General features: G+C 50.4%; 15 protein-coding genes. 7 read left to right on the top strand and 8 right to left on the bottom strand.

Annotation, left to right across the window (positions count from 1 at the left end; genetic code table 11):
- Window positions 1-16: 16 nt before the first annotated feature.
- Both H8L47_RS24525 and H8L47_RS24520 read right to left on the bottom strand, forming a co-directional pair.
- Window positions 17-1,831, bottom strand: coding sequence for a phosphoethanolamine transferase (locus tag H8L47_RS24525; RefSeq protein WP_186956311.1), 1,815 nt, complete (start codon window positions 1,829-1,831; stop codon window positions 17-19).
- 41 nt (window positions 1,832-1,872) lie between these two features.
- Window positions 1,873-2,568 (bottom strand): hypothetical protein, encoded by a 696-nt coding sequence (locus H8L47_RS24520; protein ID WP_186956310.1) that lies wholly within the window; start codon window positions 2,566-2,568, stop codon window positions 1,873-1,875.
- 29 nt (window positions 2,569-2,597) lie between these two features.
- On the opposite strand from H8L47_RS24520, the gene H8L47_RS24515 reads away from it, so the two are divergent.
- From H8L47_RS24515 to H8L47_RS24495, 5 genes are all read left to right on the top strand, one after another.
- Window positions 2,598-2,840 (top strand): hypothetical protein, encoded by a 243-nt coding sequence (locus H8L47_RS24515; protein ID WP_186956309.1) that lies wholly within the window; start codon window positions 2,598-2,600, stop codon window positions 2,838-2,840.
- A 353-nt stretch (window positions 2,841-3,193) separates the two neighbouring features.
- Entirely contained in the window at window positions 3,194-3,736 is a 543-nt protein-coding gene (ruvC, locus tag H8L47_RS24510; protein WP_186956308.1) for a crossover junction endodeoxyribonuclease RuvC, read from the top strand.
- Window positions 3,737-3,860: 124 nt separating this feature from the next.
- Complete coding sequence (ruvA, locus tag H8L47_RS24505) at window positions 3,861-4,442, top strand: Holliday junction branch migration protein RuvA (RefSeq protein WP_162060791.1); 582 nt, start codon at window positions 3,861-3,863, stop codon at window positions 4,440-4,442.
- 3 nt (window positions 4,443-4,445) lie between these two features.
- A complete protein-coding gene (gene ruvB, locus H8L47_RS24500; protein WP_186956307.1) occupies window positions 4,446-5,516 on the top strand; it encodes a Holliday junction branch migration DNA helicase RuvB in 1,071 nt (356 codons plus the stop codon).
- A gap of 49 nt (window positions 5,517-5,565) precedes the next feature.
- Window positions 5,566-6,390: a 2-keto-4-pentenoate hydratase gene (locus tag H8L47_RS24495; RefSeq protein ID WP_186956306.1), complete on the top strand. Its 825-nt coding sequence runs from the start codon at window positions 5,566-5,568 to the stop codon at window positions 6,388-6,390.
- Between the two features lie 262 nt (window positions 6,391-6,652).
- On the opposite strand, the gene H8L47_RS24490 is transcribed toward H8L47_RS24495, so the two are convergent.
- Both H8L47_RS24490 and H8L47_RS24485 read right to left on the bottom strand, forming a co-directional pair.
- Window positions 6,653-7,726, bottom strand: coding sequence for a porin (locus H8L47_RS24490; protein ID WP_186956305.1), 1,074 nt, complete (start codon window positions 7,724-7,726; stop codon window positions 6,653-6,655).
- A gap of 377 nt (window positions 7,727-8,103) precedes the next feature.
- Window positions 8,104-9,240, bottom strand: a complete 1,137-nt coding sequence (locus H8L47_RS24485) for a porin (RefSeq protein WP_186956304.1) — start codon at window positions 9,238-9,240, stop codon at window positions 8,104-8,106.
- 355 nt (window positions 9,241-9,595) lie between these two features.
- Between H8L47_RS24485 and coq7 the strand changes: the two genes are divergently transcribed.
- On the top strand, window positions 9,596-10,246 hold the full coding sequence (gene coq7 / locus H8L47_RS24480) for a 2-polyprenyl-3-methyl-6-methoxy-1,4-benzoquinone monooxygenase (protein ID WP_186956303.1): 651 nt from the start codon (window positions 9,596-9,598) through the stop codon (window positions 10,244-10,246).
- A gap of 82 nt (window positions 10,247-10,328) precedes the next feature.
- On the opposite strand, the gene H8L47_RS24475 is transcribed toward coq7, so the two are convergent.
- Window positions 10,329-12,620 carry a UvrD-helicase domain-containing protein gene (locus tag H8L47_RS24475; RefSeq protein ID WP_186956302.1) on the bottom strand — a complete coding sequence of 764 codons (2,292 nt, stop codon included), beginning with the start codon at window positions 12,618-12,620 and terminating at the stop codon, window positions 10,329-10,331.
- A gap of 347 nt (window positions 12,621-12,967) precedes the next feature.
- On the opposite strand from H8L47_RS24475, the gene dapA reads away from it, so the two are divergent.
- A complete protein-coding gene (gene dapA, locus H8L47_RS24470; RefSeq protein WP_186956301.1) occupies window positions 12,968-13,918 on the top strand; it encodes a 4-hydroxy-tetrahydrodipicolinate synthase in 951 nt (316 codons plus the stop codon).
- Between the two features lie 28 nt (window positions 13,919-13,946).
- On the opposite strand, the gene thiE is transcribed toward dapA, so the two are convergent.
- The 3 genes from thiE to H8L47_RS24455 are packed head-to-tail and all read right to left on the bottom strand — an operon-like array spanning window position 13,947 to window position 16,197.
- Entirely contained in the window at window positions 13,947-14,591 is a 645-nt protein-coding gene (gene thiE / locus H8L47_RS24465) for a thiamine phosphate synthase (protein WP_186956300.1), read from the bottom strand.
- Entirely contained in the window at window positions 14,588-15,406 is an 819-nt protein-coding gene (thiD, locus tag H8L47_RS24460) for a bifunctional hydroxymethylpyrimidine kinase/phosphomethylpyrimidine kinase (protein WP_186956299.1), read from the bottom strand. Before thiD ends, thiE begins: the two co-directional genes overlap by 4 nt.
- The gene (locus H8L47_RS24455; protein WP_186956298.1) at window positions 15,406-16,197 is read right to left on the bottom strand and encodes a thiazole synthase; all 792 of its coding nucleotides are present in this window, start codon (window positions 16,195-16,197) and stop codon (window positions 15,406-15,408) included. The genes thiD and H8L47_RS24455 overlap by 1 nt, the downstream gene beginning before the upstream one ends.
- Between the last annotated feature and the right edge of the window lie 104 nt (window positions 16,198-16,301).

Here is a 16,301-nt window from a genome sequence, read left to right as displayed (position 1 = left end):
ACGTAAAGCCAGGAATTCATTCCCTGGCTTGCAGCATACCGCAGGTGTCATCCTTTTTTCTGGCGGTATTGAAGTCCAGCTCATCGTTTTGCATGTCCATCACCATTCTCGTCGATTTAACCTGATATTCCCTGACCAGACTATGTTCAGCAGGAAAACTGGCGAAACTGATGCCTGCCATGTCCAGCACCGTGGCAAAATTGGACGATGTCATCGTCGCCTTGTCCTCGTTCTTCAACAGGTTTTGCCACTTGCCTGCGTGTACCTGGCGATATGCCTGATTGGCCCAGACAAAATACGGAACACGCAAATTCTCTTCATTCACGACACCATGCCCGATGAATTTGCATAGCTTGGTGGGCAATGTTTCGCCATGATCTGAACCGTAAATCATGGCCGCATTACCTTCCAGCGCAGTCAATGCCCGCATGATTTCTCCCAAGACATGATCAGTAAATCGTATGCTGTTGTCGAAGGCATTTGATGCTGCCTGAATATCATCGAGTTGTTCACCTGCTGCCACCGCTTTTCCATCAATGCTCACGGGGAATTTCTCAAATGTCTTGGGATACCTGGCTGTATAGATAGCGTGGCTGCCCATGGTATGAAGCACAATCAATTTTTTGAGTGACTTCTCTTGCAGGATCTTTTTAAATGGGGCGAGCAAGGCATCATCGTAAAACAAGCCAAGGCTCTCATCGGATTCAAAATACTGTTGTACATCAGCCTCGGCGGCAAACATGGTAGTGACATTATTAAGGAAGCTTTTCTTGACCTGGGTAGATAGAAAATAAGTCTTGAAACCCGCTTCCCTGAAGGCAGAGATCAGCGATTTTTGCGTCGCACCTTCCCGCATGATATCCCGCCCGCTCAGATAGATGGGGATGGATCCCATGGTGAATGTCCTGGGAGTAATCATGTCCCGCATACTGACCAGTTCTCCATTTTGCCTGGCTTTCAACAAATTTGGCGAGGTATCGCGGTCATAGCCATTCACTGTCCAGCGATCAAATCTGGCCGTCTCTCCCAGAACCAGGACATAGGTTTCTTGCGTGCTTGCGCTTGCCGGCCCGGTTGCCACTGCACCAAAGCGAAACTGGCTCAACTCCTGCTCCATGCCGTGCATGAATTTTTCTTCCTGCAGAAACATCCACAACCTGAGCGGCACACCGTAAGGAAAAGTATCTTTCACTGTAGAAAGTAAAGGATGTAAATGGCCGACACCAAACAATTTCTCCCTGGCATCTTCGCTGACGGTAGGAAAGCGGTTAGCATTTGCTTCCTTCAGGTAGGCACTGGCACTCATGGCACCAATATACCATCCATAGCCTGCCACACAGAGCAAGCAGAGTATCGGAAAACCGCCTGGCCGGTAATGACTGCGACGCGAAAAATGCATCGCCAACATGGTACTGACCGCACACAGCAGCAGCCACAGAGCGACCGCCTGGCTACGCTCGATCAGATAATTGAATGATTCACTGCCGTCACTGGTTGTGAGTATGGAAAACAGGCTGGAACCAGATATGCCACCAAACTGATAAGCTACATGAGCTTCGGCACCAGCCAAGACCGCCAGCATGGCCGTCACCAACTTGAGCACCAGGCTCTTCTTCCACAATTGGAATAGCAGGAATGAAATTGGCAAAACGAACAAGACGATCTTACCACCGTACAGTGGCAGTGCAGCAGCCTTGGCAACGACGATGCCATTGGTAATGGCAAACGGCATCAATAAGAAGAAGAATGACAGCAACTCAAAGCCTAGACCCTTACCTGGATGACGCATATCCTCGCTTTGCTCGCTGACCTGCATGACTGACGAATTCATTTTTTCTTGCCGCCAGCGCCGAAACCCTGGCATGACCGGACTTATTGTTGATGGGAAGGAGATACCACTTGCGCACGCAGACGCATGACTGAGTTTTCATTATTGAATTCAATGCCATCAGGGCCCCAGCCATTGACAACACTGCGGGCCTTATCTGACATCAAACCAGTGTCCCCTTGTAAATTTTCAAAGTAGATGACATTGCCTTTTACCCTGTAGTGACCTGACAATTGTTTACTGACGTCTGGTTTGGCTTTGCTCCTGTCCTTCTTTGCCGCGTAAGAAGAAATACTGAATTGAAAACTGCGATTTTCTGCCAGGTTCATCTTGTACTCCAGAACCTGCTGCCTGGATTCGACCGAGTTCACAAATGTTCCTGGCCAAATTTTCACGTCTGGCTTTTTTTCAGCGTCTTCCACCTGTTTTGCATATACCAGTGTTTCGTTTGCAGGTGTATTCCCTACCGCATCAAGTTCGTTGTTGCTGGAAAAAAGCCTGAAAAGCAGGGCAATACCAGCTACTGTTACTGCAACCAGTGCAAATTTGGGAATCAAACGCATGAAATTCTCTTTATATGTCGTGGATAGAAGATGAACGCATTTCATCGGCCAAAGTGAAATGAGTTCTAACAAATGAAAGTAAAATTTCATCAGCCGTAGAGATATAGGCAATGTTATCATTAGCTGACAAAAACTGCTCAGAAAAACCGTAGCAGGTCGCCCTTCAAAGAAATCCATACATTGCTACATCAGGGGAATCGGGGATTATGAACACCATATTTATTGCCTTGCTGGCCAATATGATAGGCAACGAAATGTTGGCGCCAAATCAGCCGCGTCCAAATGGCTTGCCGATCCTGTATCGCTGTGAAATATATCCGCAAGCAAAGATCGACCCGGAAACTTTTGACATGGTCGTCACTCAGGGTCTACGCAATTGCATTGCGGTCAGGGAAATGACTTTTCCAGAGTACCTGGACTGGCGTGACCAACAGAAAAATGCAAAATAACCAAGGCGTGTTGACACATCGTTTAGTCAATGCCCCTTAGATTGCACCTGATTTTCGCTACACCGAAACCTGCGAACTTTTACTGCATAGCTCGCCTTCAGGTAACAAGCTGCCATACATCTGCTATTTTTGTTAAGGTGTGTGACTGAGACCGATGTACCTGGCATTGGCGCATCAAGAACATAAATACATGGTGTAACCCCGTCCGGTACGTCTCAAATCAGGATGTCAAAAGTAATTACTCACTTACATGGCGACAATTAAAAGTCCCATACTGATAGGCTATACTCACAGGCAAGACCTGTCCGGCAACGCCAGCGATTTGTACCTGACCACCTACCAACAAAAACTTCATGAAAATCTTAGGCATAGACCCTGGCTTGCGCACTACCGGTTTTGGCGTGATTCATAAACAAGGCAGCAAGCTGACCTATATCGCATCAGGCACCATCAAGACGATCGATGGCACTCTCCCCGAGCGTTTGAAGACGATATTGTCAGGTGTTTCGGAGATAGTACGCACTTACCAGCCTGATTGCGCAGCGATAGAAAAAGTCTTTGTAAACGTCAATCCACAATCCACTCTGTTACTGGGACAAGCGCGAGGTGCGGCGATTTGTGCGTTGGTGGCGGCGGATCTGGCGGTGGCAGAATACACGGCCCTGCAAGTCAAACAGGGCGTGGTCGGTCATGGCCGCGCAAAGAAAGAACAAGTGCAGGACATGGTGCAACGCCTGCTGGCCTTGTCGGGGGTGCCCGGCAGTGATGCTGCCGATGCATTGGGCGTGGCAATTTGCCATGCTCATAGTGGCGAAGCGCTAGCGGCTTTGGGCGCGATTGCGCCGGGACTGGCCAAAAAGGGCTTGCGCGTCAAGGGTGGGCGTCTGGTAGGCTAGGCCTATACAGAACTCATTTCATTGCAGTAACGCAATATCCATATAATTTCCCCGCATTTGCCTCGTCAAACGCACAAGAATCGTTTACTATCACTGCTTATTCATACAGTATGAAAGCAGTCTCATGATAGGTCGCATTGCAGGTACTTTGATAGAAAAGAATCCTCCGCAATTGCTGGTCGATTGCCAGGGCGTAGGCTATGAAGTCGACGTGCCCATGAGCACCTTCTATAACCTGCCTCACCTGGGTGAAAAAGTGGTCTTGCTGACCCATCTGGCGATACGCGAAGATGCCCATGTGCTGTTTGGTTTTGGTACTGCAGAAGAACGCACGACATTCAAGCAATTGATCAAGATCAGCGGCGTTGGTGCCCGTACTGCGCTCTCCATTTTGTCAGGCATGTCGGTGGCTGACCTGGCACAGGCGATCACCCTGCAAGAAGCCGGGCGCCTGACGCGTGTACCTGGTATAGGCAAGAAGACCGCCGAACGCCTGCTGCTGGAACTCAAAGGCAAACTAGGTGCCGACCTCGGTACTGCGACTGCCGCACTGGCAGCCGGCGACCATAGTGCCGATATCCTGAATGCCTTGCTGGCCCTGGGTTATTCCGATAAAGAAGCCTTGCTGGCCATGAAATCGGTGCCTGCAGGTAGTGGCGTTTCTGATGGCATCAAGCTGGCATTGAAAGCATTGTCCAAAGGCTAAGCGATGACGATACAGACCGACAATCTTTCTTCGAATTTCAGCGAGCCGCGCATTATTGCGGCAACGCCCAGTTCGCCCAATGAAGAAGCAATAGAACGCGCCCTGCGCCCCAAACAGCTTGATGAATATGTCGGGCAGGAAAAGATACGCGGCCAACTGGAAATTTTTATCACGGCAGCCAGGCAGCGCAGTGAAGCGCTTGATCACACCCTGTTGTTTGGCCCGCCAGGCCTGGGTAAAACCACGCTGGCGCATATCATTGCGCGTGAGATGGGTGTCAACCTGCGCCAGACTTCTGGCCCGGTGCTGGAACGTGCCGGTGACCTGGCAGCCCTGCTGACGAATCTGGAAGCCAATGATGTACTCTTCATTGATGAGATACACAGGCTTTCACCAGTCGTAGAAGAGATTTTGTATCCGGCGCTGGAAGATTACCAGATCGACATCATGATAGGTGAAGGCCCGGCAGCGCGCTCAGTCAAGCTGGATTTACAGCCCTTCACTCTCGTCGGCGCCACCACCCGTGCCGGCATGCTGACCAATCCGCTGCGCGACCGTTTTGGTATCGTCGCCCGGCTGGAATTTTATACACCGGAAGAATTGACCAAGATCGTCACCCGCTCTGCATCGCTGCTGGGTGCCCCGATACAGGCTGATGGTGCGCGTGAAATCGCTCAGCGGGCACGTGGTACACCTCGTATCGCCAATCGCCTGTTACGGCGGGTACGCGATTATGCAGAGGTCAAGGGGAATGGTGAAATCACCAAAAACATTGCCGATGCTGCCTTGAAGATGCTCGATGTCGATGCCGTTGGCTTTGATTTGATGGACAGAAAACTGCTGGAAGCCATCCTCTTCAAATTTGGCGGTGGCCCGGTAGGCCTGGACAATGTTGCCGCCGCCATAGGAGAAGAACGCGACACCATAGAAGATGTACTGGAACCCTATCTGATACAGCAGGGTTTTTTGCAACGCACGCCCAGAGGCAGGATAGCAACCCCATCTGCCTATGAACATTTTGGCGTAACCATGCCAAGGTCGGGCAATAACGGTGACCTATGGGGCGGTAGCTAATACCTCGACCGCTTCTTGGTTAGTGCTCAATACAACCAAATTTGATGCCATGTCCTTACAAGCCGAACAACATGCCTATGCATTTCTTGAAGCAAGGGCACGCACCCAGAATGTCAGCCCGCTGAGCTGGCAGTTCGAATTAAGCATCGCGGATGCCTATGACATTGCCAAAGCATCTGACACCATACGCGCCGCCGAAGGCGAGGTACGCATAGGTCGCAAACTGGGGTTTACCAACCGCAAGCTGTGGACCAAGTATGGAGAGAAAGCCGCCATACGCGAACCTATCTGGAGCAGCCTTTTCGATAGCACCGTACGCTATGTGGAAGACAACCATGCCTACCAAAGCCTGACAGGCGCATTGCAACCACGTATAGAGCCGGAAGTGGTATTCAAGCTGGGCAGGACGCCTGCTGCTGATGCCTGCATAGAAGAGCTGGCGGATTGCCTTGAATGGATGGCACATGGCGTAGAGATCGTCGTCAGCCCCTACCCTGACTGGAAGTTTGAGGCCGCCGATGCAATAGCGGCATTGGGCTTGCACGGCACCCTGCTGATCGGTGAGCCACGTATTTTGTCGAGTTCCAGTCGCCAGCATCTGGCTGAATTGCTGGCCAATGCCAGCGTCTCCCTGTCTTGTGATGGCTCATTGCTGAGTGCGGGTTATGGCAGTAATGTGCTGGACAGCCCATTGCATGCGATCTGGTATTTGCATGGTTTGCTACAAAAACAACCGCAATTTCCACCGTTGCAGGCTGGCGAGATTATCACCACTGGCACCTGGACAGATGCCTATCCGGTCCTGCCAGGTCAAACCTGGGGCACCGCTTTCTCTGGCATCCCTTTATCAGGCCTGAGTGTCAGTTTTGCATAAAAGTCGCTAACGGCTGGCCTATTGCGGATAACTCCATGAATTTTAGCAATTAATAAATTATAGAAGATGGGCAGAAAGGCTGGCATAAATGATGTCAGCCTTTTTTGCGGTCGCAGCACAAACAAGCTGACCAGCCTGGAGCCTGGAAGCGACCATCAGGAATCATTCAGATAGCTTTAGCACTAAAATGAGAAAAGCACCCCTAAGGGTGCTTTTTCAGTCTTGCCAAGCTTTTTCTATACTGACTTAAGTCAGCATAAAATTAGAACTTGTGACGGATACCAACGTTGACCAGACGGACTGTTGCGCCGTTAGGTACTGGATGGAAATTTGCAGCGGAGTCTGCACTACCCAAAGCGGCGTTTGCATCATTGCTTGCACGAGACAAAGAAGTGTACACGTTAGTACGCTTGGACAAGGAATGTGTGTAACCAACAGCAATGTGATTACCGTCAGCTGCTTTCAACGCGCTGTTTTGGTTGGAAGAGCGGATGTAACTAGCAACAACGGCACCAGCTGTGCTTACAGGTACAGTTGCACCCAACAACCAAGTGCGGCGATCAACACCAGCAGCACCCTTACCATCATCACTTACTTTACCAAAAGCCAGGTGACCTGTTGCCATACCGAAATTATAGGTAGCACCCAGGAAAATTGCCTTAGTTGCGTTGTTGCCAGCAGCGTTCTGGGAATTGTTATACACCAAGTTTGCGTTCAAAGGACCAGCGGAATAGGCACCAGCCAAAGTGTAGTAACGACCTGCAGTATTGTTACCAGCAACTTCACCGAAACCATACATTGCTGTACCAGTGAAACCACTGATGGAATTGGTGCTATAGGAAACGGAGTTATTGACGCGGATGGAATTCCAGTTATCCCACAGGAAGTAAGTACCAGCGCCCAAAGAGCTAGTACCAGAACCAGCTGTGCCAGTAGTCATGCCTGTGCCAAACGGATCGATAGTATCAATCGCAACGAACATTGGCGTGTATTGACGACCGAAGCTCACAGAGCCGAAATCACCAGACAAACCTACCCAAGCTTGACGACCGAAAGCACGGCCACCTTGAGCGGAACTACCTGTATCAGCATTGACACCCATTTCCAATTGGAAATTAGCTTTCAGACCGCCACCCAGATCTTCAGAGCCTTTAAAGCCCAAACGGGAGCCGGATTGAATACCGCTATCCAAGGCCAGAGTAGAGCCTGCAGGATCGCCAGTGTTTTGATGTTGCAAGGCCATATCTACAACACCGTAGATAGTTACGGAAGATTGGGCTTGTGCTGTACCAGCAACAGCAGCCAAAACTGACAGAGCGATGAGTGATTTTTTCATTGATATTTCTCCAAAGGATTTCACATTGATATGAACTACATTAAGCACAATTCGCGCAAAACAGAGCCAAAAATTGATCGTACGAAACGCGCTAATACTTAAGATCCAACAAGACTGCTAAAAAGAAGTTAACGTATTTGACCAAAAATGGTGTTAGACAGCCAAGCTAAATCGGCTTTTGGAGGGAATATGGGGCGATAATGTCTCGGATAAGCAACAAAAATTGCCACCAAAGAAAGTATTCTAATGCAATTAAAGCAAGCTTGACCAGATGAAATTATTGCTTAAAGACTATGCATTTACAAATAAAATGCGGTGAAAACAAAATTGCAAAGGCCGCGCAAGCGACCTTTGCAAATAAAGACCGATATTTATTATCAGAATGCGTGCAACACACCCACTGCTGTCCGGGTTGCCGAACTGTTACCTGCACCGATGATGCCCAAAGCCAGGGATACATCTTGTGCATTTACAGAACCAGCACGTGCATAAGTCAAAGAAGCATAGGCCGTTGTACGTTTGCTAAATGCATACTTACCCAACAAAATGTATTGATCTGCCTTACCGCTGATATCACCAGAGCGTTTGGTATTGTAAAAAGCGGTAGTCAAGGTCATTTGATCAGACAAGCTGAAGTCTGCACCCAGGCCTATCACAGCCAATTTGCGGCCATCAGCATTTGGCAGTGCATCAATCTTGATTTTGCCCTCAACTTTGGTATGTGCATAAGTACCGCGCAGCATGACAGTTGGAGCAACTTTGAACTTGGCACCACCTGCAAAGCCAGACAAACTAGCTCCACCAGTATTGTCTTTCAGCTTGGCATAAGACAGGGCTGCACCATTGGTGCCGTCAGTAAAGAAGCCTGACACACCGGCATAGTTACTTGCAGTGTTGTCGCCCGCTTTTTCACCAAAGCCATACATCAGCGCACCACCGAAGCCTGACATAATTGGAGAAACGTATTTGATCGAGTTATTTTGACGCAAGCCCGAACCGCCCTGGTTAGTACCGAAACCACCATACAGTGCACCTGAATTCAACGCACTAACCATGACGTTAGGATTGGAACCAGCGTGTGCCAGACTGATAGGGTCGGCCAGACCGACAGAGTCAACGCCCAGAATATTATTGCGGCCAAGAGTGACGCTACCAAAACTGCCAGACAGACCTACCCAAGACAGACGGTCAAACAAGGAAGTATTGCTACCAACCTGATTGAATACATTACCACCATAACCTGCACCGGCCGTGCCAGTATCATTGGCCAACGTGCCTTCCAAATTGAAATTCGCTTTCAAGCCGCCGCCCAGGTCTTCAGAACCCTTGATGCCCCAACGGGAAGTCAGCAATTGACCTGCATCCATGGAGAATTTGGAACCGCCATTTGCTGTTGCGTTGGTGGTGGCGACAACTGCCGCATCTACGATACCGTAGATGATGACGGAAGATTGCGCTGAGGCTGTTGCTGCAAATGCGCTCAAAACTGCGAATGCCAGTATCGATTTTTTCATTGAATGCGTCTCCAAAATTATTAAAATTATGTGGCTGCACCTGGTTGGCAGTCAGCCTTTTATACTCTATTCAGTCTTGCCAAGACTTCGAAACCTGCTGATTAAGAAGCTAGATTCTATTGAAACAAATTAAAGGAAATTGGGCAAAGAGAATTTGCGAACGATCGTATTTAAGCAAATTTTATGTGGCGTTATCACAACAAGCATCTTCTTTCTCATTATTAGAACACTAAGTTTTTTGTAGGTTTCCAGAGTTGGTCTGATGGCGCGAAACGCCAAACATTCCTACAATAGGCACTGTGTTGGCTGTGCGTTATCAGCGCAACCCCCTCTAGTCGTCTACTTAAAGAACAATATGACCCCATTATCAGCATCACCCAAGGGTAGCCTCGATCAGTTGATTGGCAAATTTGACCGAGCTTTGCGCGTCATAAGTGGCCAGGCGATTGCCAGGCGGGCGAACCCCGCACATGAATTGCCTGATGACAATTTATCCGAGCAAGATAAAGCCCATAGCGCAGGTTTGATGCGCGTTAATCATGTTGGTGAAATTTGCGCCCAGGCCTTGTATGATTCACAAGGCGCGAACGCGCACACGGAAGACATACGGCAGCAATTCCAGCATTCCGGCATAGAAGAAGAAGATCATCTGGCCTGGACTGCAAAAAGGTTGCAAGAACTGAATTCACATATCAGTCTGCTCAATCCGCTCTGGTATGCCGGAGCGTATGCCTGCGGCACACTGGCCGCCAAATTTGGTGATGCCGTCAGCTTGGGCTTTGTAGTCGAAACAGAAAAGCAGGTAGAAGCGCATCTGGCCAGCCATCTGGAAAAATTGCCTGCAGAAGACTTGAAGTCACGCGCCATCGTTGAGCAAATGCGTCTCGATGAGATTGCTCATGGTGCTGCGGCCCAGGCTTTGGGTGCCAGTGCCCTACCGCAACCAGTGCAGGCAGGCATGAAGCTGATGGCCAAGGTCATGACGACCACCGCTTATTATGTTTAAGGCTTGATATAGGAATTCAACCCCATATACGATTCAGGGAATACAGCGCAGGCTAATGCCTGCACTTACCGATCACGCGAAGCTAGATTTTTTGTAGTTTTGCACTGCTCAAGTCCAACTGTTTCACACCTATTTTGCCAAAATTGATATAGGCGCTCGCAACAGCACCGCCACTACCGCCTATAATTTTCTCAATCACGCCGTCACCAAATTTTTCATGGGTGACACTTTGACCTATGCGCCAGCCCATATTGTCATTACTCTTCTTAAACGTCTGCGCAATGCGGTTTGCCGCATCATCCGGTGCTTCATCCCAGGCAGACTTTTTATTGCCAAACCAGGTCGGTTGTACACGCGGAGTCAGCCACTTCAATGATTCTTCCGGCAATTCATCGAGGAAGCGTGAACGCATGTTGTACCGTGTCTGGCCATGCAGCATGCGGGTTTGTGAGAAACTCAGATACAGGCGCTTGCGGGCACGAGTAATCGCCACATACATCAGACGGCGCTCTTCCTCTACACCACTTTCTTCCTGCGCACTGTTCTCATGCGGGAACAAACCCTCTTCCAGACCGGTAATGAAGACCGCATCGAATTCCAGTCCCTTGGCTGAGTGCACGGTCATCAACTGCATTGCATCCTGCCCTGCCTGGGCTTGATTATCACCCGCTTCCAGTGAGGCATGCGACAAGAAAGCAGACAGTGGTGACATCACCGTTGGCAGTGCTGCGTCGGCATCAATGATCTGATCACCATTTCCGCTTTCCAGCAAGACTGCTGCACTGCTGGCCGGGCCGGCAAATGCTGGCGCTTCTTTATTGAAGCCTTCTTCTGACACAAACAGGGTGGCAGCGCTGACCAGTTGCTCCAGATTTTCTATGCGATCTGCACCTTCTTTTTCAGTCTGGTAATGGGTCAGCAGACTGCTGACTTCCAGCACGATCTTGACCATCTCGGGCAAAGGCAGGTTCTGTGTTTCAAAACGCGCGCCTTCTATCAGTTTGACAAAATTGGCCAAAGAGGAACCGGCCTTGCCAGCCACGTAAGGCACAGCGGCATACATGGACATATTCTGCTGTCTGGCAACATCCTGCAATTGCTCAAGCGAGCGCGCACCTATACCACGAGTAGGGAAGTTCACCACGCGCAAAAAGGCCGAATCATTGTGCGGGTTATCCATCAATTGCAGATAGGCGATGGCATGCTTGATCTCAGCGCGTTCAAAGAAGCGCTGGCCGCCATACACACGGTAGGGGATATTCGCCGTGAACAGAGCATGCTCAATCACACGCGATTGCGCATTCGATCTGTAAAGTATGGCAATCTCGCTCCGCAACGAGCCTTCGCGTATCAAATTCTTGGCTTCTTCTATGATCCAGTTGGCTTCTTGTATGTCGCTACTGGATTCCATGATGCGCACCGGCTCACCATGACCAGCATCAGTGCGTAGATTTTTGCCCAGGCGCTTGCTATTGTGTTCTATGAGCACATTAGCGCTGTCAAGGATATGGCCATGCGAGCGGTAATTCTGCTCCAGCTTGATCAGGTTTTGTACCTGAAATTCACGCTCAAAGGCTGACATGTTGCCGACATTGGCACCACGGAAGGCATAGATACTCTGGTCATCATCGCCAACGGCAAACACCGCGCCGCCCTTCTTGCTACCCTCACCCGCCATCAGCTTCAACCACTTGTATTGCAAGTCATTAGTATCCTGAAACTCATCGACGAGAATGTGGCGGAATCTGTCCTGATAATGTTCACGCAAGGGCTGGTTGCGGCTCAGCAATTCATAAGTGCGCAATAACAGTTCGGCAAAATCAACCACGCCGTCACGCTGACACTGGGCATCATACAAATCATACAAGCCAACCAGTTTGCGGTTGAAGTCATCATAGGCATCGACCTGTGCGGCACGCAAACCCTGGTCCTTGGCACCATTGATGAAATACATCAGGGTCTTGGGCGGGAATTTTTCATCGTCGATGTTGTTAGCCTTCAACAAACGCTTGATGAAGGATAACTGGTCGCCAGAATCAAGAATCTGGAAAGTCGATGGCAAACCGGCGTCGCGATGATGGGCGCGCAAAAGGCGGTTACACAAGCCATGGAAAGTCCCTATCCACATGCCGCGTGTATTAATCGGTAACATGGCCGACAGGCGCGTCAGCATTTCCTTGGCGGCCTTGTTGGTAAAGGTCACGGCCAAAATACCACCAGGAGAGACCTGGCCAGTCTGTATCAGCCAGGCAATGCGGGTAGTCAGCACACGTGTCTTGCCGGAACCTGCGCCAGCTAAAATCAGGGCAGGCTGCGCTGGCAAAGTCACCGCAGCAAGTTGTTCGGGATTTAAGTTGTGGAGTAAATTTTGCATAGACGGATTATACGGGACTAAGCCCTCAGCACTTTAAGCTCTGATTCGCCAATGGTAAATTTATTGGGCATTAAAATGTGAAGTCTTGACAATGCAATTGAAAGCGGCAGATAATCGACACATCAACAAAGCCATTATTACTATGCAAACTCTGGACAAAGATCAGCAACAAGTACAAAGCAACGCTGCTTTGTGCACGGTCTTTGCCAAAGCCAAGAAACAGACGCTCATCTGACCGGGGCGTGCTGTCCCGTCAGGTGAGCTGACAGGATGGCAAAACGGTTTTCTTCCCTTGCACTCCATGTCAACTGCTGACGGGTCTTTTACCGGTCCACAGGAGAACAGGCATGTCCAGCAGCATCAGCAGTTCCAGCAATACACATATTGAATCTGTCCATCAGATCAGACGCATTGATTTTTCCGGCATCTGGGTCGCCCTGGTCACGCCATTTTGCGCCAGCGCAGAAGCGGAAGTAGATTTCCCGGCCCTGCAGGCGTTGGCCAGCAAGCTGATCGCCGAAGGTGTGGCTGGCCTGGTGGTCTGTGGCTCTACTGGTGAAGCCGCAGCCCTCAGTGCAGAAGAACAATTGCAAGTGCTTGATGCGGTACTGGCTGTTGTTCCTGCCCATCAAATCATCATGGGCTTGAGCGGCAATCACATGGGGCAAGTCTTGCACAGGTTGGCACAGACAGGACAAAGAGGCGTTGCCGGTGTTCTGGTCACTCCACCCTATTACATACGCCCATCACAAGCAGGCATCCTGCACTACTTCCATGAAATTGCAGATGCTTCTGCTATACCAGTGCTGCTATATAACATCCCCTACCGTACCGGCGTGAACATGGAACTGGCTACCATACAAGAACTGGCCAGACATCCCAATATTGTCGCCATCAAGGATTGCGGCGGTAATCTGCAAGCCACCATGCAACTTATCATGGATGGAGATATCCAGGTGCTGGCGGGAGAAGACCATCAGTTATTCACGACACTCTGCCTGGGTGGTGCAGGTGGCATACTGGCTTCTGCACACTTGCGACCTGATCTGTTCCTCCGCTTGCAGGCACATATCAGAGCAGGGCAACTTGAACAGGCCAGGGCAATTTTTTATCACTTGCTACCCCTCATGCAGTCGCTGTTTGAAGAGCCTAATCCGGCACCTTTGAAAGCTGCGCTTGCTTCCATACATTCCATGCAAGACGTCTTGCGTGGACCTATGTTGTCTGCCAGTAGTGCGATGCAAGAAAAAATCTTGCAAGCATATGCGCGCCTACAAGATCTTGAGCCCATCTCTTGATATACATCATCAAATTTCAATATGGAGGTCACCCGACCTTGTCAGCAAACAATTGCGTAAATGTCCGTGCTGCCAGTTGCGGCTGCTCGCTCATGTACACGCTGCTGATCACTGCCACCATGTCAGCCCCCTGAGCAAGCAAGGGCTGACAGTTTTCCAGTGTCATGCCGCCTATAACGACATTTGGCAAATCAAATTCCTTTATCGCATCGCCGACGATGCTGACGGGAGTGGTCACAGCATATTTCTTGATACGGGAAGGATAAAAACCACCAAAGGCAATGTAGCTGGCACCACCCCTGACGGCAGTACGCGCCAGCTCAAGGTCACCATAGCAGGATGCACCCAGTATCTTGTCTGCCCCCAGCCTTGCCCTCGCGTCCGCCACGGAAAGATCCGTACCTCCTACATGCAAGCCATCTGCATCAATGTCGAGACAGAGTTCCAGATGGTCGTTGATGATGAAAGGTTTATTGAAGCGGCGGCATAATTCCAGCAAAGCCCGTGCCTGGGTCTTGCGTAGTTCCGGGCTGGCGGTTTTGTGGCGGTATTGCACGATATTTGCGCCGCCTTGCAAAGCCTGTTCTGTGATAGAAACCAATTGAGCAGTGTCTTCCCAGTCAGGGGTGACGATATACAGACCACTTAATTGATGAGAGCCCACAGTATTCATGATTTTTTCCTTGTAAACAACGCGGGTTGGCGTGCAGGTATAAGCTGGCCTGCAGCGATGGCATAGGCATACAGCAAGCTTTGCTGCGTATAGTTTTGTGCCCGTTGCAAAGCTTCAGACAAAGTCATCCCGATTGCCAACTGCCCCGCAATTGCGGATGCCAACGTACAACCGCTGCCATGAAATTCGCCGGACAAACGCGGCCACAGCCACTCTTGTGCAGTCTGCCATTGCCCATGCTGGAACCAGATGTTTTTTACCTGTGCCTCTGTTGCATGGCCACCTTTCAGCAAGACATCTGCGCCCGTGTTTTGTAACAGGCTAGCGACTTGCGCTTGCATATCGTCTACTTGTGGTGAGAGTCGCCTTAATTCAGGCAAATTGGGGGTGATCAGGGTGGCTATTTTCAACAGAGGCTCAATGGCTTGCACCGCATCATCCAGCGACAAACTGTCACCATGACCACTGCCCAATACCGGGTCAACAATGACTTGCAGATCTGCATGTTGCTGCTTCATCTTTTGAATGAAGCTGGCTATCGCCGTGGCATTTTTCTTGTGCGCGACAATACCCAGCTTGATGACCTTGACCGGCATCTTGGCCACCAGGGTCATGGCTTGCTGCAAAATGATTTGTACATCGACTGCATGTACGGCATAGGCATGGTCGTTATCCTGCACCGTCAATGCCGTAATCACCGGCAAGGCATGCGCGCCCTGCGCGGCGATGGCTTCTATATCGGCCTGTATGCCAGCCCCGCCACTAGGATCATGCCCGGCAAATACCAGCACGCAGGGTCGCGTCACCGTCTTCATCAAACAATGCGGCCTGCCATGGGGGAAGACGGCGACGCTGCAAACTTGCGCGGCATGCGGCCTGCCAGAAAAGCTTCTCGTCCCGCCTCTACCGCCAGGCCCATGGCACGTGCCATGCGTACAGGGTCTTTGGCACCAGCGATTGCGGTATTCATCAACACGCCATCGCAACCCAGTTCCATCGCGATGGCGGCGTCGGATGCTGTACCAACGCCTGCATCCACCAGCACTGGCACTTTGGCTTGCGCGATAATCAGCGACAGATTCCATGGATTCAAAATACCCATGCCAGAACCTATCAACGAAGCCAGCGGCATGATGACAACGCAGCCTATGTCTTCCAGCATGCGTGCCTGTATAGGGTCATCGCTGCAATACACCATGACATCAAAACCATCCTGTACCAGGGTTTTGGCGGCCTTCAGGGTCTCGGGCATATTCGGGAACAGGGTTTTCTCATCGCCCAATACTTCCAGCTTGCACAGTTTGTGGCCCCCCAATAATTCACGCCCCAGTTGCAGGGTATAGACCGCATCTTCAGCATTGTAGCAACCGGCAGAGTTGGGCAGTATGGTGTATTTGCTGGGTGGCACTACATCCAGCAAGCTGGGTGCATTCGGATCTTGCCCTATGTTCACGCGGCGTATTGCCACCGTAATGATCTCGGCACCACTGGCTTCTGTTGCCAGGCGGGTTTGTTCGAGGTCTTTGTATTTGCCGCTGCCGACCAAAAGGCGGGAGCGGTAGGTTTTTCCGGCTATGGTTAAACCTGAGTTGTTTTCTGTGTTCATAAAATTCTTTCAAATTTGTGAGCGGCAATCGAAATATCGTCGGGCGAATTGGTAGCTTGGGCCGAGCCTCGCCAGGCTGCAGTTGGCCAGCCCAACCTACGAAC

This window comes from Undibacterium umbellatum, assembly GCF_014284125.1.
GTDB lineage: Bacteria > Pseudomonadota > Gammaproteobacteria > Burkholderiales > Burkholderiaceae_D > Undibacterium > Undibacterium umbellatum.
Note: the sequence above shows the minus strand (reverse complement) of the source record. Positions and strands in the feature narration are given on the sequence as shown.